The organism is Labrenzia sp. C1B70 (genome assembly GCF_000475395.1).
Classification (GTDB): Bacteria; Pseudomonadota; Alphaproteobacteria; order Rhizobiales; family Stappiaceae; genus Roseibium; species Roseibium algicola.
This window is the reverse complement of the sequence record NZ_AXCE01000061.1, coordinates 208,367-227,373: the sequence shown is the minus strand read 5'-3', so window position 1 is coordinate 227,373 and position 19,007 is coordinate 208,367. Positions and strand designations below refer to the sequence as shown.

The 19,007-nt window shown below is 60.3% G+C and carries 20 protein-coding genes; 7 read left to right on the top strand and 13 right to left on the bottom strand.

The window, feature by feature from the left end:
• The first annotated feature begins 99 nt into the window (after positions 1-99).
• Both Q666_RS60695 and Q666_RS60690 read left to right on the top strand, forming a co-directional pair.
• Positions 100-1,122: a methyltransferase gene (locus Q666_RS60695; RefSeq protein ID WP_022998113.1), complete on the top strand. Its 1,023-nt coding sequence runs from the start codon at positions 100-102 to the stop codon at positions 1,120-1,122.
• Between the two features lie 114 nt (positions 1,123-1,236).
• On the top strand, positions 1,237-1,479 hold the full coding sequence (locus tag Q666_RS60690) for a hypothetical protein (protein ID WP_022998112.1): 243 nt from the start codon (positions 1,237-1,239) through the stop codon (positions 1,477-1,479).
• Positions 1,480-1,592: 113 nt separating this feature from the next.
• Here Q666_RS60690 and Q666_RS60685 read toward each other — a convergent pair whose 3' ends face one another.
• The 4 genes from Q666_RS60685 to Q666_RS60670 all read right to left on the bottom strand — a co-directional run bounded on the left by Q666_RS60685 (position 1,593) and on the right by Q666_RS60670 (position 3,980).
• A complete protein-coding gene (locus Q666_RS60685; RefSeq protein ID WP_022998111.1) occupies positions 1,593-2,072 on the bottom strand; it encodes a MaoC family dehydratase in 480 nt (159 codons plus the stop codon).
• Positions 2,069-2,527 (bottom strand): MaoC family dehydratase, encoded by a 459-nt coding sequence (locus tag Q666_RS60680; protein ID WP_022998110.1) that lies wholly within the window; start codon positions 2,525-2,527, stop codon positions 2,069-2,071. Before Q666_RS60680 ends, Q666_RS60685 begins: the two co-directional genes overlap by 4 nt.
• Before the next feature lie 72 nt (positions 2,528-2,599).
• Positions 2,600-2,962, bottom strand: a complete 363-nt coding sequence (locus tag Q666_RS60675) for a hypothetical protein (protein ID WP_022998109.1) — start codon at positions 2,960-2,962, stop codon at positions 2,600-2,602.
• A 118-nt stretch (positions 2,963-3,080) separates the two neighbouring features.
• Positions 3,081-3,980 (bottom strand): NAD(P)-dependent oxidoreductase, encoded by a 900-nt coding sequence (locus tag Q666_RS60670; RefSeq protein WP_022998108.1) that lies wholly within the window; start codon positions 3,978-3,980, stop codon positions 3,081-3,083.
• A gap of 189 nt (positions 3,981-4,169) precedes the next feature.
• On the opposite strand from Q666_RS60670, the gene Q666_RS60665 reads away from it, so the two are divergent.
• The gene (locus Q666_RS60665; protein WP_022998107.1) at positions 4,170-5,069 is read left to right on the top strand and encodes an AraC family transcriptional regulator; all 900 of its coding nucleotides are present in this window, start codon (positions 4,170-4,172) and stop codon (positions 5,067-5,069) included.
• A gap of 8 nt (positions 5,070-5,077) precedes the next feature.
• On the opposite strand, the gene Q666_RS60660 is transcribed toward Q666_RS60665, so the two are convergent.
• From Q666_RS60660 to ychF, 4 genes are all read right to left on the bottom strand, one after another.
• The gene (locus Q666_RS60660; protein WP_022998106.1) at positions 5,078-6,853 is read right to left on the bottom strand and encodes an SLC13 family permease; all 1,776 of its coding nucleotides are present in this window, start codon (positions 6,851-6,853) and stop codon (positions 5,078-5,080) included.
• A gap of 311 nt (positions 6,854-7,164) precedes the next feature.
• Positions 7,165-7,848, bottom strand: coding sequence for a fumarylacetoacetate hydrolase family protein (locus Q666_RS60655; protein ID WP_022998105.1), 684 nt, complete (start codon positions 7,846-7,848; stop codon positions 7,165-7,167).
• Positions 7,849-8,013: 165 nt separating this feature from the next.
• Complete coding sequence (locus Q666_RS60650; RefSeq protein WP_022998104.1) at positions 8,014-9,312, bottom strand: MFS transporter; 1,299 nt, start codon at positions 9,310-9,312, stop codon at positions 8,014-8,016.
• Between the two features lie 160 nt (positions 9,313-9,472).
• Positions 9,473-10,573, bottom strand: a complete 1,101-nt coding sequence (gene ychF, locus Q666_RS60645; RefSeq protein WP_022998103.1) for a redox-regulated ATPase YchF — start codon at positions 10,571-10,573, stop codon at positions 9,473-9,475.
• A gap of 232 nt (positions 10,574-10,805) precedes the next feature.
• Here ychF and Q666_RS60640 point away from each other — a divergent pair, with 232 nt between their 5' ends.
• On the top strand, positions 10,806-12,500 hold the full coding sequence (locus Q666_RS60640; protein WP_022998102.1) for a DUF4384 domain-containing protein: 1,695 nt from the start codon (positions 10,806-10,808) through the stop codon (positions 12,498-12,500).
• Between the two features lie 17 nt (positions 12,501-12,517).
• Positions 12,518-13,102 carry an OmpA family protein gene (locus Q666_RS60635; RefSeq protein WP_152533457.1) on the top strand — a complete coding sequence of 195 codons (585 nt, stop codon included), beginning with the start codon at positions 12,518-12,520 and terminating at the stop codon, positions 13,100-13,102.
• 51 nt (positions 13,103-13,153) lie between these two features.
• Here Q666_RS60635 and pth read toward each other — a convergent pair whose 3' ends face one another.
• Entirely contained in the window at positions 13,154-13,942 is a 789-nt protein-coding gene (gene pth / locus Q666_RS60630) for an aminoacyl-tRNA hydrolase (RefSeq protein WP_022998100.1), read from the bottom strand.
• Between the two features lie 160 nt (positions 13,943-14,102).
• A complete protein-coding gene (locus tag Q666_RS60625; RefSeq protein ID WP_022998099.1) occupies positions 14,103-14,726 on the bottom strand; it encodes a 50S ribosomal protein L25/general stress protein Ctc in 624 nt (207 codons plus the stop codon).
• Between the two features lie 344 nt (positions 14,727-15,070).
• Between Q666_RS60625 and Q666_RS60620 the strand changes: the two genes are divergently transcribed.
• Positions 15,071-15,418 carry a hypothetical protein gene (locus tag Q666_RS60620; protein WP_022998098.1) on the top strand — a complete coding sequence of 116 codons (348 nt, stop codon included), beginning with the start codon at positions 15,071-15,073 and terminating at the stop codon, positions 15,416-15,418.
• Position 15,419: 1 nt separating this feature from the next.
• Here Q666_RS60620 and Q666_RS60615 read toward each other — a convergent pair whose 3' ends face one another.
• Positions 15,420-16,106, bottom strand: coding sequence for an MOSC domain-containing protein (locus Q666_RS60615; RefSeq protein WP_022998097.1), 687 nt, complete (start codon positions 16,104-16,106; stop codon positions 15,420-15,422).
• A complete protein-coding gene (locus tag Q666_RS60610) occupies positions 16,103-16,669 on the bottom strand; it encodes a MarR family transcriptional regulator (RefSeq protein WP_022998096.1) in 567 nt (188 codons plus the stop codon). Before Q666_RS60610 ends, Q666_RS60615 begins: the two co-directional genes overlap by 4 nt.
• 87 nt (positions 16,670-16,756) lie before the next feature.
• On the opposite strand from Q666_RS60610, the gene Q666_RS60605 reads away from it, so the two are divergent.
• Positions 16,757-17,527 carry a hypothetical protein gene (locus Q666_RS60605; RefSeq protein WP_031268257.1) on the top strand — a complete coding sequence of 257 codons (771 nt, stop codon included), beginning with the start codon at positions 16,757-16,759 and terminating at the stop codon, positions 17,525-17,527.
• A 182-nt stretch (positions 17,528-17,709) separates the two neighbouring features.
• Here the strand turns inward: Q666_RS60605 and Q666_RS60600 are convergent, their stop codons facing one another.
• On the bottom strand, positions 17,710-19,002 hold the full coding sequence (locus Q666_RS60600; protein ID WP_022998094.1) for an amidohydrolase family protein: 1,293 nt from the start codon (positions 19,000-19,002) through the stop codon (positions 17,710-17,712).
• Positions 19,003-19,007: the final 5 nt, after the last annotated feature.

Here is a 19,007-nt window from a genome sequence, read left to right as displayed (position 1 = left end):
GCGGCGCACAATAGTTATACTTGCTCATTCCCAAGTTCATTTTTCCTGAACGGAAAAATTCCGCACATTTGTGCTCAGAATTCCTGAGGAGGATAATTTATGCCCGTCGCCAGGTCCTTGGAAACGGCTGAGGAAATTTCAGATATTGCTTTCGGATTTATGGGCTCCAAGGCTCTTTTTTCTGCACTTCATGTAGATTTGTTTTCACTGCTTTCCGAAAAGACCTTGACGCCACAGCAAGTTGCTGAAGAAAGCGAGCTTGATCTTGATCGCGCCACAACACTGTTGACCGCGCTTACGAGCCTCGGGCTGGTGCGCCGGGAGGGAGCAGGCTTCACCAATTCGCCCGCAGCGGAGGCGTTTCTGGTGAAAGGACGGAAGTATGATTTCGGCGACTATCTGCGGTTTCAGATCGACAAGCAGATGTACCCCTTCATGACCCAGCTCAACGACGCCCTGACGGACAGTCTGGAAGACGACCAGGTTGCTTCCTACGAGACGTGGTTCAGCGACCCGGAAGAAGCACGGCTTTATTCCCGGTCCCAGCATGCAGGCTCGCTTGGGCCCGGGCGGGGACTTGCCAAGCTCGTGGATCTGTCCGCTGCCAAGCAGTTGCTAGACGTTGGCGGTGGCACCGGGGCCTTCTCGATTTCGCTTTGCAAGGCGTATCCGGGACTGCGATCAACCGTTCTGGATTTTCCGAATGTCGCCAAGGTAGGCGAAGAGTTCATTGCCGAAGAAGGCCTGCAGGACCGCATCCGCTATGCGCCGGGCAATGCCCTGAAGGACACATGGCCGGACAGCGCGGACGCAGTGCTGATGTCCTATCTCTTTTCCGGCGTCCCGGGCACGGCCATTCCCGGGCTTGTGCGCAAGGCGTTCGAGGTTCTGACACCGGGCAGTGACTTCATGGTGCATGACTTCATGGTCGACGAAAACCGCGACGGGCCGAAGCTGGCCGCGCTCTGGCAGCTTCAGCACACCGCCTTTAACCCGGAAGCCCGTTCGATCACGAGTTCCTACGTTGCCGGCTTGATGGAAGCCGCCGGGTTCACGGATATCGCAGTTGAAGTGATGATCCCGGGCATGACGATGCTGGTGCACGGCCGCAAGCCGGAATAGCATCACGCGGAAAACTGCGGCAAATGGGCATGATGTCCGTTTGCCGCAGTGCCTGGAACAGGCAAACGGATTAGGGACAAACTCTACGTGTTTTCCCTAAGATCCGGAGAAGAGATGTCTGCTTCATCTGCCCCCAAGGAAGTCCTGGTGCTACGGCTGCTTCTGGCCGTGCCCATCTTGAACCTGTTTCTCAAGGAAGCGCTTTATGGCGCGGACGATGCCAAATACTGGTTCATCGCCAATCTCGCGATGATCTGGGCGGTGTCGATCTATGCCTTCGGATACCCGGCGATCATCCTGCCGGCGCTGACCATGGTGCCGATGGCCTTCTTGTGGATCCTGGACGTCTGCCGCTGAGGCACAGCTCGCATGCGAGACATGGCAAGACAGGATTGCCAACCGCAAAGCGTGCTGCCGTCTTGAGGACGCAGCGCGCTTTTGCGTTTTAACAGTGCCGACTGATTGTCCGGTTAGCGCTTGCGGCGTTCGACGAACACCGCGCCCTTGAAGGAGAACACCAGCGTGCCGTCCTGATTGAAGGCCTGCATGTCGGAATGAACCAGACCCCAGTCCGGGCGGGTCCGGCTTTCGGTCTTGCCGGTGACCACACGCCGGTATCGCAGCGTGTCACCAACAAAGACCGGCCTGATCCACTTGAGATCCTCGAATCCGGGCGAGGGGCCGATATTGGCTGGTGTTTGCCCTGCTGCCAGCGCTTCTTCCTGAAGAGCCTTGTGCCTTGCGACCCAGAGCTTCATGAATACCGCTGCCGTGTGCCAACCGGAAGCGCACAGGCGACCGAAATGGGTCTGCGCGGCGGCCTCCTCGCTGAGATGAAAAGCCTGCGGATCGTATTTTTCCGCAAAACGCACGATGTCTTCCCGGGTGAAGGTGTGTTCCCCAAGGTCAAGCGTGTCACCCACTTCAATATCTTCGAAAAAGGCACTCACCGGGCGACCTCCCGTCTTGCGAACAGGTTCGGGTTTTCCCAGACGAGCACTTCAATGCCCTTCTGGTTCTTGGCCGTCACGCGAATGTTGACAAGTCCAAGGTCCGGTTTCGACCGCAAGTCTCTTGTGTCGAGTATTTCGACCCGGGCCGTTAGGCAGTCACCTGGATGAACGGGACGCTTCCACTGCAGTTTGGTGATACCCGGCGAACCTCGGCCGCTTGTTCTGGTCAGGAAATTTTCGGCAAGCAGACGCATCACCATCGAACCTGTATGCCATCCGGAGGCGGCGAGCCCGCCGAGGATGGATGCCTTGCCGGCCTCTTCGTCGAGGTGGAAAGGCTGCGGATCGAACTCGGCAGCGAAATCGATGATTTCGTCCCTGCTGACGGTGAGGGAGCCCAGCTCGAAGACCTGACCAGGTTCGAAGTCTTCAAAATAAAGGAGATCGGTCATGAATTCCGGTGGTGTTGGCAGTCCGCGGAAACGCGATGGTCCGCGTTCCCGCCTTGAGATTGGAAGAAAAGATCAGTCGTAATAGATCTCGTTATCATCCATGTAGACGTTGCTGGCTTCGCAGATATCGATGTCGATCGGATCGTCGAGAACTTCGGTATCGTCGTCGGCCAGCCAGCCGACCTGGAAGGTCTGCGCGCAATTGCCGGTGTCCGCGGCGAACTCGGCTTTCGCGCTTTCACCCGGCGAAAGCGGTCCGGACAGCCAGTTGTCCGACCAGCCGTCGCCGTCATTGGTGTAGAATCCGACGACAACGTTGTCTTCGGTGTTGTTGTAGATCTGGAAGTACCCTTGCGAGCCGGTTCCCTGTGCGACGGCTGCAGTCGCAGACGCCAGGAGGGCAAGGCCGAGAGTGGCAGATTTCAGTAGCTTCATGGCACGTTTCCCAGGTGGGCAGCCTTGCTGCCCGACAGTGTTGCGTTCAGAAGCTAGTCCCAGCCGTATCGGAAGTAAAACTAAATCCGCCAGCCTTCGTTCTTGCCTGGATCGCCGGTTATACGGTCACGTATTTGCGCCAGTTGTGCTCTTCTTGGAAGCCCAGAACCTCGCGGATCTTGCGGTTCGAAAACAGGGCCTCGTGCTCGCCGAGTTCCCGGCTCAGCGGCACATCGGGGAAGAAGCGCTTGAGGATTTCCGCATTCGGAATATCGACGGAATTCGTGTCGTTGCCGGCGTTGAAGACCTGGTAGCCGAGCCCGTCCTTTTCGAGGCAGCGGTTGACGATCTGACCGAGGTCGCGCGCATCGATATAGCAGAAGATGTTTCTGCGGCGTTGCGCAGGATTGGCAAAGAAATCCGGGAACCGGTCGTATTCGTGCGGCTCGATGACATTGCCGATCCGCAGCGCATAGATATCGAAGCCGGACCGGCGCTGGAAGGCGCGGGCGGTCTGTTCGTTGACCACCTTGGAAAGCCCGTAACTGTCCATCGGGTCGACGTCATAATCTTCTTCGACGGGCAGCACCTTCGGGTCGACCACGCCATCGGCGAAACAGACGCCGTAGGTGGTTTCCGAAGAGGCGATCACGATCTTGCGGATGCCGAGCTTCACGGCGGCTTCAATGACGTTGTATGTGCCGATCGTATTGACTTCGAAGGTTCTGTTGTCCGGATGAATGAGAATGCGCGGCACGGCCGCGAAATGGACCACCGCATCGAAAGTTGGCACCCCGTTGCCCGGTTCCAGTTCATCGAAATTGGCGTAGCTGGTCATGACGTTGAACATTTCACCCGATGAGGTGATGTCGGCGATGAGGTTGTCGACACCTGGATGATCAAGCGGTTTCAGGTCGACATTGACGACGCGATGTCCCTGGGCCAGCAGATAGGGAATGACGTGCCGTCCGGCCTTGCCGGAACCGCCGGTGAACAGAATGCGTTTCTGGGTGGTCATGGTTCAACTCCCCTGTTTTTGAGTTGCGTACATCATGGCCATTCCGACGCCGGAAGCCAGTGCCTGTTTTGTCTTTCTGGAAGAAAGACCTTGTTCTTCCGGAATGTGCCGGTGTGAGGGGCTGGAAGTCAGCAAGATTTATCAAAAAGCATGGTGCTAGGGTCCCATCAATCGAACGGGGCCAAGTCCATGACCAATCACGAAAAACTCACACTCTCACCGCGAGACAACGGCTATGTCCGCCGTTTCACAAGGGTGATCGAATATATCTACGCCAACCTCGACGAGGATCCTGATCTGGCAACGCTTGCCGAGGTGGCAGCCCTTTCTCCCTCACACTGGCACAGGGTCTGGCAGTCGACCTATGGCGAATCCATCTTCGCGACGGTCAAGCGTCTGCGCCTTCATCGTGCCGCGGGAGACCTTGCCTATACGGACCTGGCCTTGCCCGTCGTCGCAAAACGGGCCGGTTACGGCAGCCTGGAGGCTTTTTCACGCAGCTTCAAACAGGCTTACGGCCAGACCCCCACCGCCTACCGCTCCTCCGTTTCCTCGCGCCGGGTTCAGCCGGCCAACGGCGGTGCACCACTTCCCAAACAGAAAGGACCAGCTCCAATGCATGACGTTTCCGTCAAAACCCTTCCTTCCGAAACCCTGGCCGTGCTGCCTCACCGAGGCGCCTACATGGAAATCGGCAAGGCATTTGAGACACTTTTCGGCATTCTGGTGAGCCGTCAGCTGGTCGACCGGATCGGTGCGATGAAGGCGCTCTATTATTCCGACCCGACCCATGTTGCCGAAGATGATCTGCAGTCGGCTGCCGGAGCGGTCATAAACGATAGCTTCCCGGTCGATGCTCCGCTCGAAAAGCGGGAAACGCGTGCCGGTGACTACGCGGTGCTGCGTTACAAGGGACCCTACGCCGACATGAAATGGGCCTACGAGTGGCTTTACGGCGAGTGGCTGACGCAGTCCGGCCGTGAACCGGACGATGCGCCCTGTCTGGAAGTCTATCTCAACAACCCGCGCGACACGGCGCCGGCGGACCTTCTGACCGACATCTGCCTGCCTCTGAAGCCTGCTGCCTGAGCTCTGTTTCAGAGCGGCCAGAACAGCAGGATGGCCGGGATGCTGACGGCCAGGACGAGGATCTCGAGCGGCAGGCCCATGCGCCAGTAGTCGCCGAAGCGATAGCCGCCCGGGCCCATGATGATGGTGTTGTTCTTGTGGCCGATCGGCGTCAGGAACGCACAGGACGAAGCAACCGCCACCGCCATCAGGAACGGGTCGGAGTTCACCTGAAGGGAATTGGCGATCTGGACCGAGATGGGCGCTGCGATCAGGCAGGTGGCAACGTTGTTCAGGAAGTCGGAAAGGGTCATCGTCACCACCATCAGGATGGCGAGGGTGACCCATGCCGGAGCCGTCGAGGTGAGGGCGAGAATACCGTCGGCGATCAGCTGTGCGTTTCCTGCTTCCTCAAATGCTTGTCCAAGGGGGATCAACGAGCCGAGCAGCACGATCACCTTCCACTCCACGGACTGATAAACCTCCGATCCGCTGATCAGGCCGGCGGCGGCATAAAAAATCACACAGGCAGCCAGGGCCACCGGGAGATAGGCAAGGCCAGCAACGGCTGCTGCAATCGCAACGGCAAAGCCTGCGATCGCCAGCCAGGCCTTGTTGCGCTGCATGACGCCCGTCTTGCGTCCTTCCAGAGGCAGAACACCAAGCCAGGCGCAGGCGCTTTCCAGCCGCTCCGGGGTGCCCAGCAGCAGAAGCACATCACCCGGGCGTATCTCTTCGTGGCGAACGCGTTTCTGTACGCGGCGACCCTGCCTGGAAATGCCGAGCAAGGTAACGCTGTGGCCGTAAAGGAGACGCATGTCGAAACTCGACCGGCCGATGATCCTGGCATTGTCCGGCGCGATTGCCTCGATCAGTGACAGGGCGTCGTTGTTCAGGCCGCCCTTGTGCTGTTCTGAGCCGGCGAATTCCAGCTTGGCGGCGCCCATGAAGGCCTCGATGGCCTTGGGGTCGCCTTCCACGAAAAGGTAATCTCCGGATTTGATCGCCTCGCGGCGGGCAAACCCGCGTACACGCCGGCCATTGCGGATGAGGCCGATGATGGCGACATCCTTCTCGTCGGCAACTGGGTATAGATCGCCGACAGTGAGCGGCTTTTCTTCCGAGATTTCCCCGACCTTCAGTTCGGCCGCATAAAGGCTTTCGGCAAAGCCCTCTTGCTTCGGCTTGTCCCGGAAATGGCGGGGCAGCAGGCGCCAGCCGAACAGGGCAACAAAGGCAATGCCTGTCACTGCGACCACGAGGCCGACAGGGGCAAAATCGAACATGGAAAAGGGCGCGCCAAAGGCATCCGAACGATACTGCGCGATGACGATGTTTGGCGGTGTTCCGATCAGGGTGATCATGCCGCCGAGGATGGTTGCGAAAGACAGGGGCATCAGGGAGAGGCCGGGCGAACGTTCCGCCTTCTTGGCCGCCTCCATATCGAGCGGCATGAGCAATGCCAGCGCGGCCACGTTATTGATGATTGCCGACAGACTGGCGCCGACGATGGCCATGAGACCGATATGCCGCGACAGGCCTCTGGAAGCGGAAATCACCACGCCCGCAATCAGTTCCACGGCACCTGAGTTCATCAGCCCGCGCGAGACGATCAGCACGAGGGCAATGATCATGACGGCGGAATGGCCGAAGCCGGAGAAGATTTCCTCGGAAGGGACGAGACCCAGGAACGCACCCAGGATCAACGCGCCAAAGGCAATGAGATCGAAGCGGATACGGCCCCAGACCAGCAGTGCGAAGACAGTGCCGAAGAGGACGAACAGGGCAATCTGGTCAAAGGTCACGAACAGGCTCCGGCAAAGACTTCAAAATCCGGGTTCGACCTGAACATGGCCGACCCGCAATCTCAAGACCACTTAAAGGACTTGGTCCGTCTTCCTTTGCATTTCCGGCCGAACAGAGCTGGACAGCGCCGTTGTCGGAGAAACCGGGACCACGACTTCTAAACACGGATTGCCACCAAAAGGTTCCGCAGCTTTCAAGGGCGAGAGAAGGCCAATAAGACCAGGCCCGGAAAGCGGCTGCTTTCCGGGCCCTTGCAATGCGGCAATACCGGGGATCTCAACGCGAGCGCGCACACGCCCACCCGGGCCTGTCAAATGACCCTGACGGTCAGCTCCGGCAAGCCGTCGATGGTCGCCAGCATGAGATCGCCGCGCTGGACGGAGCCGACACCAGCGGGGGTTCCGGTCAGGATGACGTCGCCCGCACCAAGCTGGAACAGCTCGGACAGCTTGGCGATAATTTCCGGTATTTTCCAGATCAACTGGTTGAGGTCGCCTTCCTGGCGAAGCTCTCCGTTCACGCTGAGAGCAATCCGGCCCTGGTCGAGGAAGCCACTGTCTGCCGCCGGCATGATCCGGCCGATAGGGGCAGAGCGTTCAAAAGCCTTGGCGGCTTCCCACGGGCGCCCCGCCTTCTTGGCCTCCGCCTGCAGGTCGCGGCGGGTCATGTCGAGGGCAACGGCGTAGCCGTAAACATGTTCAAGTGCACTGGCTGCCGGGATGCTGCGCTTGCCGGACTTCAGAACGACCGCGAGTTCGACCTCGTGATGCACGTCGCTGGATAGGGGCGGATAGGGAAACTCGCCGGAAGGATCGAGGTTGTCCGGGTTCTTCTGGAAGAAGAACGGCGCTTCCCTGTTCGGATCGTGGCCCATCTCCACGGCATGAGCGGCATAGTTTCGACCGACGCAATAGACCCGGCGGACTGGAAAACCCTTCTGGCTTTCGCTGACGGGCAGGATCGTGGGGAAGGGAGCCGGAATGACGGTCGACATCGCAGACACTTTCGAGAATTGACGAAAGCCTGCTTGTACCGGGTTCGGCAGCATCCTGTCGAGCGGGAGTTATGTTCGCCCCGGTGGAGCCAGCCTTTGCCGTGCGATTTGTTGGGCACACCAGAGGCGTTCAGGCCGGAATGCAGGTGGTCCTATTGCCCTGGACTACGTTGGAGCCGGCTCCGCTTCTTCGTCCTGGCTGATACTACCGTCCTCCGAAGGCATGAACCAGATGACCACGAAGGCCAGCAGGCCGGCAGCGATCATGTAGAACGCCGGCGCGAGCTGCAGGTGAGTCTTGTCGATCAGATAGGTGGCAAACAGCGGTGCCGTGCCGCCAAAGAGCGCCAGCGGGATGTTGTAGCCGATGGAATAGCCGGTCACGCGTACGGACACCGGGAACTGGCCGACCATGGCGGCCATGAGCGGGGCAAAGAAGGCGGTGAGAATAACGGCCATGCCGAGCTGGCCCAGAATGACCATGACCGGATCCGGATGATGCACCAGCCAGAACATCGGCAGGGCGAAGAGGGCGACACCGCCCGATCCGAACAGCAGTATGGTTCTTCGGTCGATCCTGTCGGCGAGATAGCCGACAATCGGCAACAGCAGCATGAAGACGACCATCACGCTGGTGTTGATCGTCAGGGCCCGGCTTTCCGTGAACTTGACGTAGTCGACCAGGTAGGACGTGAGATAGACGAACGTCAGATAGAAGCCGACGCCGTTGAGGATGTTGCACGCTATCGTCCGCAGCAGGGCGGGTCGGTGGTTGCGCAGGACCTCGCCAACCGGAGCACTGACAGGATCGTGCGAGGAGGGCGGTTGATCCCTTTCTTCTGCCTTGGTGCCGCTGCGGATCATGAAACCGGTCAGGCCGACCAGCAGACCGAAGGCGAAGGGAATGCGCCATCCCCAACTTCCCAGATCGTCCGCCGGCAGGAGGCCGGTTGCCAGTGCCGCCACGCCGGAACCGAGCAGAATGCCGAATGTTGCTCCGACCAGGGCCCAGGAAACCGTGAAACACCGACGCTTGGGCGGGGCTATCTCGTAGAGATAGACGGTCGAGCCGGTGTATTCGCCGCCGACGGAAAGCCCCTGCAGCAACCGCAGCAGCGTCAGCAGCACGGGTGCGGCAATGCCAATCTGGTCGTAGGTCGGCAAGAAGGCGATCAGCGTCGTCGGAATGGCCATCAGGGCGACGGACAACAGAAGGGCCCGGCTGCGGCCGGTCTTGTCGGCAATATGGCCGAGCAGCAGACTGCCGATGGGACGCATGAGGAAGCCTGCCGCAAAGACACCGAAGGTGCTGATCAGGCTGACGGTCGGATCGTCACTCGGGAAAAACTGTTGCGCAAGGATGGGGGCAAGATAGCCGTAGACGGCGAAATCGTACCATTCCAGCGTGTTCCCCACCGTTCCCGCAATGATCTTGCGGATCCTGGTGTCGCTTCGTCCCGCCATATTGGCCCCTCCTGCAGGTCGAATTCCCGTTTGTCCGGGTAACCCTAGAGGGGATATCTTTATCTTCCGTTTCCGTGCCTTCTGAGGCAGGCGGCTGACCGGGAGGTGGAAGCGGACGGGAAACGCGCAGGCAGCGCCTGGCTGCCTGCGCGGGATTTCGTCAGGTGTTGAACTTGAAGAGCAGGACGTCGCCGTCCTTGACGACATATTCCTTGCCTTCGTCGCGAGCCTTGCCCGCTTCCTTGGCTGCGGTTTCGCCTCCGAGGCCGACGTAATCGTCGTAGGCAATGGTCTGCGCGCGGATGAAGCCGCGTTCGAAATCCGTATGGATCACGCCGGCTGCGCCCGGGGCCTTGGTGCCTTCGGTGATGGTCCAGGCGCGGGTTTCCTTCGGGCCTGCCGTGAAATAGGTGATCAGGCCCAGCAGGCCGTAGCCTGCGCGGATCAGCCGGTCGAGGCCCGGCTCTTCAAGCCCGATGGTCTCCAGGAACTCTTCCTGTTCTTCCTTGTCGAGCTGGGAGATTTCCGCCTCGATGGCAGCGGAAATCACGACGGCGGCAGCGCCTTCTGCCTTCGCCTTTTCGGCGACCTTGGCGGAGAGGGCATTGCCTTCGCCTGCGGATGCCTCGTCGACGTTGCAGACGTAGAGAACCGGCTTTGCAGTCAGGAGGTTCAGACCCTTCAGGATCTTCTCTTCATCCGGACCGGACACTTCCAGAACGCGTGCCGGCTTGCCGTCCTGCAGCAGGGCCAGCGCGGCTTCCATGACGGGCAGCACAGCCTTGGCTTCCTTGTCGCCGCCGGAGGCCTTTTTCTTCAGCGGTGCAATGCGGCGCTCAAGGCTTTCCATGTCGGCGACCATGAGTTCGGTCTCGACCGTTTCGGCATCGGCGATCGGGTCGACAGTGCCTTCCACATGGGTGATGTCGTCGTCTTCAAAACAGCGCAGCACGTGTGCGATGGCGTCGACTTCGCGAATGTTGGCCAGGAACTGGTTGCCGAGGCCTTCGCCCTTGGAGGCGCCGCGCACGAGGCCGGCGATGTCGACAAACGTGATGCGCGTCGGAATGACTTCCTTGGACCCTGCAACTTGACGGATCGCGTAGAGGCGCGGGTCCGGAACGGCAACTTCGCCCGTATTCGGCTCGATGGTGCAGAACGGATAGTTGGCAGCCTGTGCAGCTGCCGTCTTGGTGAGCGCGTTGAAGAGTGTGGACTTGCCGACATTCGGCAGTCCGACAATGCCGCACTGGAAACCCATGGGAGTTCGCTTTCGGTTGGTCTTGAGACTTTGCAGCGCTAAATGCCCGAGCCGGGTCAAGAGGTCAAGGCTTTGGCGGACTGCGGGCGGGTGTTTGTCAAGAGCATGTCAGGATGAAGCGGCAAAAGGAAAGGCGTCCGGCGATGTGATCCGGCTGAAAGCTTCCCTCCGGTTGTTTATCGGTTATAGTCGTGTGGGTGTTTTGGGCGATTGTTTTGGGAATTGGGACGCGATGATTTTCAGTCGCAAGAAACACGGGTTTCTGTGTGCATTTTCCGGCAGCCTGTTTGCCACCCTGGCTGCCGTCACCACTTGTGCCACTGTCTTCTCGGCAAATCCGGCATCGGCTCAAAGCTTCAATCCGCGTGATCTGACGGGCCTTTTGGGCGATGCGCCGATCGATCCTGCGCTGCTGGAAGGCGTCGGACAGGTAAATGTCACGCGGGCCTATATCCCCGACGCGATCGACCTGTCGCCAATGATGCCACCACCCCTGCTGCAGACTTACGGCAGCTGTGTTTCCTATGCCATCGGGTATGCCATGCGCGGATATTACGCTGCGCTTGAAAACAACGTGGAACCCGGCAACCGCACCTTCACGCCAAGTCCGGCGTTTCTCCATTCGCAGATCCGCAACCGGCAGGAGGCCTGTGAAACCGCCGGAAGTCATGCGTTTCTGGCGATGGCCTATTTCAAAGGCAACGGCTCTCCCGACCAGGACGACATTCCGGACGCAGCCATGTGTTCGGAACGGGTGGAAACCGCAACGATGGCCCCCGACAGGTTCCGCATTCGAGACTTCCTGTTCGTGTTCGACAAGGGTCGCCAGCGCCGCAACGCGACGGATCGGGATCTGGATGCGATCAAGCAGCAGCTGGCGGCGGGGAACCCCGTGGCCACCGGGTTCCTGATGGTCGGCGTGGTGCCGTCCTCCCAGACGCCGGACGGGGTGACGCTGCAATATCTGAAATCGGGAGAGATCTACCAGGGATCGCTCGGGCGTCACAGCGGGGCCGCCGGAGGCCACCAGATGGTGTTCGTCGGGTACGATGAACGGCGTCAGGCATTCCTCGTCCAGAACTCCTGGGGGCCATACTGGTCCGGAGACGGGTATGGCTGGATCAGCTACGAGGCAACGAAGGCCGACATGCACAACGCGTCGATCATGCGCACGTCCATCGTGCCGCCGCGTCCGGTGCCTGGGCTGACCAGAACCGACCGGGACAATGAGGTGGCCTTTGCAGAGGATAGCTGCAGCAGCCTTTACGTGAGCGAAGATACGCCGGACGGCATGCCGCTGCTCGCCGGTTTCGTGAGTACTCAGGAAGCGCTCCGGAAACTGGAAGCGGAGTTTCCGCCCGAGCAGCTTCAGAAAATCGATGTCAGGCCCTGGCCCGTCTGTGAAGCCCTGAAGACCCTTGCCCGGCCACTGGCGGAACCTTCGCGACCGCGCATTCGGCTCTTGGGAGGCAGCGCGGATCTACGCTACGGAGATTCGCTGGCCTTCGAGGTGACTGCGCCAGATTTCGCCTCGTTTCTCTATATCGTCTATCTGCAGGCCGACGGCACTGTGGTGAACCTCTTGCCGCGTCGCGGTCCGGTGCGCCAGCAGGTGCAATTCGGCGACCGTTTCGTCTATGGCGATGGCCGGCAGGGGCGTCAGAAGTTCACCGTGCAGCCACCTGCCGGATCGGAAGCCATTATCGTGATTGCAGCTCATAGCCCCGTCATCCAACTGGAAGAACTGGAAAACGGCGGATCCGGGCAATTCTCCATGCCTGTGAGCGCTGAAGGCGGCGCCGGTACCGCGGACGACAGATATTTCCTGACGGCATTGCGGGCAGGGATGGCGGACCGGCCGGACGAAATGAGCCTGCCACGTGAGATTTCTGCAGCCGTCCTTCATTTGACGATCCGGGAAGAGTGACACTCAAAGGTTTCGACATGCGCTTTCTTATCGAATTTGCAACCGCCCGCCTGGCATTGGCACCCGTTCTGGCTCTGCTGGTCCCCTTGATGCTGCCAACCAGCGTCTCCGCCCAGTCCGTCACGCCGGATCAGATCATCAACGCGTTGTTGCCAGACGCCGGCGCGCCGAAATCCCGGTCCATGCGAAAGCAGGAACCGCACCCGTTTCGCGGGATCAGCATCGAGGGCCAGTTGCCGCCGGAAGTGGAGCTGCCGCGCATCAATCTGACGGTCAATTTCGAGTTCGATTCCGCCTCACTGACCAACGACGGCATTCTGACGTTGCAGGCGCTCGGACAGGCCTTGCAGGATCCCCGTCTCAGGAACATGCGTTTCCAGATCGCCGGGCACACGGACCTGCGCGGCACGTCGGCCTATAATCTGGACCTGTCGAAACGAAGGGCCTTCATGGTCGCGGAGTTTCTGGCAGCGTTCTATACGATCCCCCGTGAACGGCTTGTGCCGGTGGGGTACGGCGAAAGCCGTCCTGTCGATCCGGGCGATCCGGCCAGCGGCCGCAACAGGCGTGTGGAGATCATCAACGTTCAGCCGCTGTCCTGACCGCCAAAGGCAGGCAGCCCGGTTGTGCCGGTGTTCTTGGAGGGACCGGCCTCAGTCGCCGCCGCCGAGCAGCTTCTTCAGCATGTCAGCCATGGGCCCTGACTTGGGCAAATTGACTGACTTACCTTGCCGGGCCTGGCGGATATGGCTCTGGCCCTTGGGTTTGGCTGGTGCGGGGGTGCCCTGTCCGGGGGCAACGGCCTTGGCGGCTCCAGTCGTGCCATCCTTTGCCTTGCCGTCCTGGCTCTTGCCCTTGCGCTGTGCCTTTTCGGGCTCCAGGGCCAGGGTCAACTTGTTGGCAAACTGGCTGTCCTTGCCTTCGGCCAGCAATGCAGCCTGATCGGCGACTTCCATCAGGAGCGGCTCGAGCCAGTCCCGATCGGCCTTTGCGAAATCACCCAGCACGTAGTTGGACACCAGCTTCTTGTCGCCCGGATGACCGATGCCGAGGCGCAGCCGGCGGTAGCTTTCGCCAATATGCGCCGTGATTGATCTCAGGCCGTTGTGGCCGCCGTGGCCGCCGCCGATCTTCATGCGGAATTTCGCGGGCGGCAGGTCGAGTTCGTCGTAGATGACGACAATGTCTGCCGGCTCGATCTTGTAGAACCGCATGGCTTCGCCGACAGAGCGGCCGGATTCGTTCATGTAGGTGCTGGGTTTCAGCAGCAGGACCTTTTCCGAGCCGAGGCGGCCTTCGGAAACCTGACCTTGAAAACGGGCTTTCCAGGGCTGGAAGCCGGAGTGGCGGCGATGGATCTCATCAACGGCCATGAAACCGATATTGTGCCGATTGCCTTCGTATTTGGCGCCCGGATTGCCCAGGCCGACGATCAATTTCATGGTGTGCCTTTCAAGGTAGAGCGTGCTGCATTTAGCGCAATGCAGACCGGCTGGCTAATCCTGAAACAAAAAAGCAGCCGATGGCGGCTGCTCTGCAAGTTTTCCCGCAAGGGGAAGGGAGGCGGAGACCGCCTCCCGATTTTTGAAGCAAGGCTGCAGCTTATTCAGCTTCGCCTTCACCTTCTTCTGCTTCAGCTTCGTCGTCGGTCTCTTTCATACCGGCCGGAGCAGCGATCGTGGCGATGGTGAAATCGCGATCGGTGATGGTCGGCTGGCAGCCTTCCGGCAGCTTAACTGCGGAAATGTGCAGGCTGTCGCCCGGCTGTGCCTTGGCCAGGTCGATTTCGAGAGCTTCCGGAATGTTGTCGGCCGGAACGGTCATTTCGACGGTGTGGCGAACAATGTTCAGGACGCCGCCCTTCTTGATGCCCGGGCAGGTTTCTTCGTTCAGGAAGTGAACCGGAACTTCAACCGTCAGCGTGGAGCCCTTGGCAACGCGCAGGAAGTCGACGTGCATGACGTCGTCGCGTACCGGGTGCAGCTGGAAATCCTTGGCAATAACCTGATGCTTTTCGCCGTCCACATCGATGATACCGATGTGTGTAAGGAAACCACCCTTGTGCAGGGTAATGGTGGTTTCTTTCACCGGAATGGTGATCGGCAGTGCCTGTTTCTTGTCGCCGTAGATCACGGCAGGGAGAAGGCCTTCGCGACGCAGTGCCCGTGCGGCCCCCTTGCCCACCCGGTCCCGTGCCGACGCCTTCAGCTCATAGCTGGCAGCCATGGCAAAACTCCTTCGAGTGTATAGGTAACGGACCGGCGAACCACCGTGCCAGAAGACTCATGTTGTCCGGGATCGGTCCAGAAGCGCCTCCTCCAGGGGTGCAGGCGCGAGCGCGGATATACCCAAAGCGCAAGGAAAGTGCAAGTCCGCAGTCGCTCGTTTGTCGCAGGGAACTGCGGAAATTTCAAGCTGGTCACCCGCAAACCGGTCTGTAACACAGATTTGCTGAACCTTCCGGTTGACCGATTGGCTCGTCCGGAAGAGGCTGCGGTCCTCTGTGCGGGTGTGTCTCCCGCTGTCCGAAACCGTTTTGCTGACCTTCCCTGTCTGAAAGAATCGACCCCATGGCCATCGATGAAGACCTCAACGACCGTTTGCGCGAGGCGCTTGGAAACAGGGCAGGCATCAGCGAAAAAAGGATGATGGGCGCGATGTGCTTTCTGTTGCATGGCCACATGATCGCGGGTGCCGACCGCACCAGGGAGGGCGAACGGCGTTTCATTTTCCGTCTTGGCAAGTCCAGCCATGCTGCCGGGCTGGCACTGCCGGGTGCTGAACCGATCGTTCAGGGCGGGCGCACGTTGAGTGGCATGTTCTTCGTCGGTGAAGACGATTGCACCGACGAAGTTCTCCAAAATTGGCTGGATCTTGCCATCGCCAATGCTTTGACACTGCCGCCGAAAGGTGCCTGACCTATCCGTTGAGCCTTTTCGATGTGTCTTCCTGAAAGGCCGGGTCGGCTTTTTTGGCGAAGGAGACACGCCAGGGTTCAGCCAGCTCTTCAAGTTCTGACAGAGCCTTTGCCACCGCCGGATCCAGCCGAGGGTTGAACCGGGCGTGGATCACCTCGCGCAGGTTCCAGTCAGGGCAGGGGCGTTCAACGACGGTCAACTCGTCGCCTGCCTGAAACGACCCTTCCTGCAGCACCCGGAAATACCAGCCGGTTCGGCCTGTCTTCTGGAAATGGGCTGCCTGCGTGGGGTTGTCTGTGTGCATGTTCAGCTTCCAGCAGGGCTGGCGGCCCTGGGAAATCTGCATGCGGACCGTGCCGGCCGACAGGATGTCGCCGATGCACAGGTCTTCCTCGGTAAAGCCTTCTGAAGCGATGTTCTCGCCGAAACCGCCGGGCTGATAGATTTCCGCCTTTTCCGGAAAGGCGTCCCGCCAGTGGGCATAATGCTCCGAAGGATAGATATGCAGTGCCTTTTCCGGTCCGCCATGTACGGAAAGATCCGCCTGACGGTCCGTGGTGATGCCGGTGGAGCTGACCTGGAGGATACCATCTGCGCGGGTCTTGCGGATGGCAGACGGCTCCTTGCCCTCCCAACGGTGTTCTGGTTCCCCGGTGAAGAGGGAGACGATACGGGCTTTGGCGGTCATGGCTGATGGCTTTCGGCTGGTGTGTGTTCGTGGCAGAGCTGTGCGGCATCGACAGGCGAGAGCGGCACGTTGAGCAGCTTGCAATAGCCCCCCGTTTCCCGTGCCTCGTGATGGCGGCAGGTGCGGCAGAGGCCGAATGAGCGGCCCCCCCGCTGGTGCAGCATCGTCAGGACAAGTGCTTTCAGGGACGAGGCCAGCGACGCGGCGACGTCCGGCGGCAAGGCGTCGATGACATTCTCCAGAGACGAAGGGTCATGCAACAGGTCCCGGCCTGCCTGGGTGACGTCATAACGAATGCTGCGCTTGTCTTCGTCAGAACGCGTTTCGGCAATCAGCTCCTTGCGGGAAAGCGCCTTGAGGGTTTGCGAAGCCGTGCCGCGTGTCGTTGCCAGAAAATCGGCCACGTGCGAGGGCGCGCGTGAAAAGCGGTTTGCCCGGGCAAGATAGTTGAGCGCAGCAAACTGTGACGGGTTCAAAGGCCCGTTCCATTCCTCGGCAGCGGCAAGACGCGTCAACCGGTCGATCAGGTCGCGAATGGTCTGTGTGTCGGTTGGAGCAAACATGCTCTCTATGTAGCGAGTCGAAATTAAACTTGCAATAGTTTCGACTCGCTACTAATAAGACTGCGTCCTCAATCAAGGAGAAAGCCGATGTACAAATCCATTTCCCAAGCTGTTTTGATCGCAGGTATGTCAACGATCGCCCTGCCGACTGTGGCATCTGCAGGCGGCAATCACGCGCTCCACCAGACGGGAGCAATCCTGTCGCAGGAAAACCCGGAGATCGACCCGAACTACGACATCCTGGCCGCCCATGTGCACCGCAAGGGGCGTGTCGTAACCTTCCACATGACACTGAAGGGAACGGCCGGTGCGAGCGTGCTGGAGGCAAACGGTGCGCTCGCAGGGGCGTCGGTGCAGTCCTATGTCTGGCCAACGTCACTGAAGCCGGAAACGGTCGGGTTTGAAGGGGGGAACGGCATCCTTGCGCTGGTGGCTACCAGCCATCCGGATTTCGACGACACACCGCTTTTTGATGAAGATGGCGACGGCGACCTTCTGAACGATGGCGCGAAATGGCACTCGCACTGGGTGGTGCTGACACCGAACGAGGCCTGCGGTGCCGGCGCACTCTCCGTGCAGGATATTCCCGATGGTACCAACCCGAAGATGCCGGCCACCTGGCCGGGCCTGCCGATCTACATCGACAGCCCTGGATTTTCACCCGTGTTGGAGGCAGAGGAAATTACCCTCAACGTGGCCTTTGCCGATGAAAGCACTGTTGAGACCCTGTCGTATGACGGCGTCACGTCGGCCCTGCGGGTGAACCAGAACGTCCACGCCCCACTGCTGTGCGTCGTCGACGTCTTCGACGTTGCCTCCGGCGATCTCAGCCTGCCGGGAAAATTGACCGGGAACTGAGCCGCATCAGCACCAACCACTCACCGCGTCATTGCCGGGCTTGTCCCGGCAATCCATGCCGCGACCGGGCCGGGTCCCTAGGCCGTGACTTGGGCAAGGAAATGGAATGGATGCCATGGTCGAGCCATGGCATGACGGGGGAAGGGGGCTCTGAGGGGCAGGGGTCGAACTTGGAAAAACGGTCAGCCCTCGTGCGGAGCGTAGGAGGCCGGGTCGACTTGGGCCGGACGTCCGGGGAGGGTGAGTTGCGCCTGCCGGGCCGGGGTTGTTGCGATCACCTTGCCGGACTTGACAACTGCAAGACGCGTTGCCTTCAGGCGAATGGCCTCGATCGTGTCCCGGGCCTGCAGCAACACGAAATCCGCCTTGCAGCCTTTGTCCAGGCCGTACCCGTCCAGGTTCATCGCCTTGGCCGGATGCGCGGTGACGCAGTCGTAGCAGTAGCGGATGGCGTCGCGGCTGGTCATCTGGGCAACGTGAAGCCCCATGGAGGCGACCTCCAGCATGTCGCCGGAGCCCATTGAGTACCAGGGGTCCATCACACAGTCGTGGCCGAAGGCGACATTGATGCCGTAGGACCGCATCTCCGGAACACGGGTCTGGCCGCGGCGCTTGGGATACGTGTCGTGGCGGCCCTGGAGCGTAATGTTGATAAGCGGGTTCGCAATGGCATGCACTTCCGCTTCGGCGATCAGCGGCAACAGTTTGGAGACGTAGTAATTGTCCATGGAATGCATGGACGTCAGATGCGATCCGGCAACGCGGCCCTGCAGCCCGAGGCGCTGGGTCTGATAGGCGAGCGTCTCGATGTGACGTGACATCGGATCGTCGGTCTCGTCGCAGTGCATGTCGACCATCAGACCGCGTTCTGCCGCGATTTCGCACAGCCGCGCGACCGAACGGGCACCGTCGTCCATGGTGCGCTCGAAATGCGGAATGCCGCCGACGATGTCGACGCCCATGTCGAGTGCCGTCAGAAGGTTCTTCTCGGCAGTGGCAGAGCGGTAGAGCCCGTCCTGGGGGAAGGCGACCAGTTGCAGGTCGATGTAGTCCTTCACCTTCTCTCGCACTTCCAGCAGGCCTTTGACGCCGGTCAGCTTGTCGTCGCAGACATCCACATGGGTGCGGATTGCCAGCAGTCCCTGCGAGACGGCCAGATCGCAATATCTCAGGGCCCGCTCGACAACGGCATCAACCGTCAGGATGTCTTTCAGTTCTCCCCAAAGCGCGATGCCTTCCAGCAGCGTGCCGCTGCGGTTCATGCGCGGCAGGCCGAGCGACAGCGTCGCATCCATGTGGAAGTGGCTGTCGACAAACGGCGGCGACACGAGGTGTCCGCCAGCATCGATCACCTGGCCGGCGTCCGCCGTGATCCCGGCTTCCACAGCCTCGATACGGCCGTTCCGGCAGGCAATGTCGATGCCGTGGCGGCCGTCGGGCAGGTTGGCGTTCTTGACGAGGAGATCGAAACTCATGGGAC

Bases quoted from the DNA above. Each gene is read 5' to 3' on its own strand.
- Q666_RS60665 (WP_022998107.1), top strand. From the start codon at position 4,170: ATGACCAATCACGAAAAACTCACACTCTCACCGCGAGACAACGGCTAT.
- Q666_RS60620 (WP_022998098.1), top strand. From the start codon at position 15,071: ATGGCCATCGATGAAGACCTCAACGACCGTTTGCGCGAGGCGCTTGGA.
- ychF (WP_022998103.1), bottom strand. From the start codon at position 10,573: ATGGGTTTCCAGTGCGGCATTGTCGGACTGCCGAATGTCGGCAAGTCC.
- Q666_RS60610 (WP_022998096.1), bottom strand. From the start codon at position 16,669: ATGTTTGCTCCAACCGACACACAGACCATTCGCGACCTGATCGACCGG.
- Q666_RS60680 (WP_022998110.1), bottom strand. From the start codon at position 2,527: ATGACCGATCTCCTTTATTTTGAAGACTTCGAACCTGGTCAGGTCTTC.
- Q666_RS60690 (WP_022998112.1), top strand. From the start codon at position 1,237: ATGTCTGCTTCATCTGCCCCCAAGGAAGTCCTGGTGCTACGGCTGCTT.
- Q666_RS60695 (WP_022998113.1), top strand. From the start codon at position 100: ATGCCCGTCGCCAGGTCCTTGGAAACGGCTGAGGAAATTTCAGATATT.
- pth (WP_022998100.1), bottom strand. From the start codon at position 13,942: ATGAAATTGATCGTCGGCCTGGGCAATCCGGGCGCCAAATACGAAGGC.
- Q666_RS60605 (WP_031268257.1), top strand. From the start codon at position 16,757: ATGTACAAATCCATTTCCCAAGCTGTTTTGATCGCAGGTATGTCAACG.
- Q666_RS60635 (WP_152533457.1), top strand. From the start codon at position 12,518: ATGCGCTTTCTTATCGAATTTGCAACCGCCCGCCTGGCATTGGCACCC.
- Q666_RS60655 (WP_022998105.1), bottom strand. From the start codon at position 7,848: ATGTCGACCGTCATTCCGGCTCCCTTCCCCACGATCCTGCCCGTCAGC.
- Q666_RS60670 (WP_022998108.1), bottom strand. From the start codon at position 3,980: ATGACCACCCAGAAACGCATTCTGTTCACCGGCGGTTCCGGCAAGGCC.
- Q666_RS60675 (WP_022998109.1), bottom strand. From the start codon at position 2,962: ATGAAGCTACTGAAATCTGCCACTCTCGGCCTTGCCCTCCTGGCGTCT.
- Q666_RS60625 (WP_022998099.1), bottom strand. From the start codon at position 14,726: ATGGCTGCCAGCTATGAGCTGAAGGCGTCGGCACGGGACCGGGTGGGC.
- Q666_RS60600 (WP_022998094.1), bottom strand. From the start codon at position 19,002: ATGAGTTTCGATCTCCTCGTCAAGAACGCCAACCTGCCCGACGGCCGC.
- Q666_RS60640 (WP_022998102.1), top strand. From the start codon at position 10,806: ATGATTTTCAGTCGCAAGAAACACGGGTTTCTGTGTGCATTTTCCGGC.
- Q666_RS60650 (WP_022998104.1), bottom strand. From the start codon at position 9,312: ATGGCGGGACGAAGCGACACCAGGATCCGCAAGATCATTGCGGGAACG.
- Q666_RS60615 (WP_022998097.1), bottom strand. From the start codon at position 16,106: ATGACCGCCAAAGCCCGTATCGTCTCCCTCTTCACCGGGGAACCAGAA.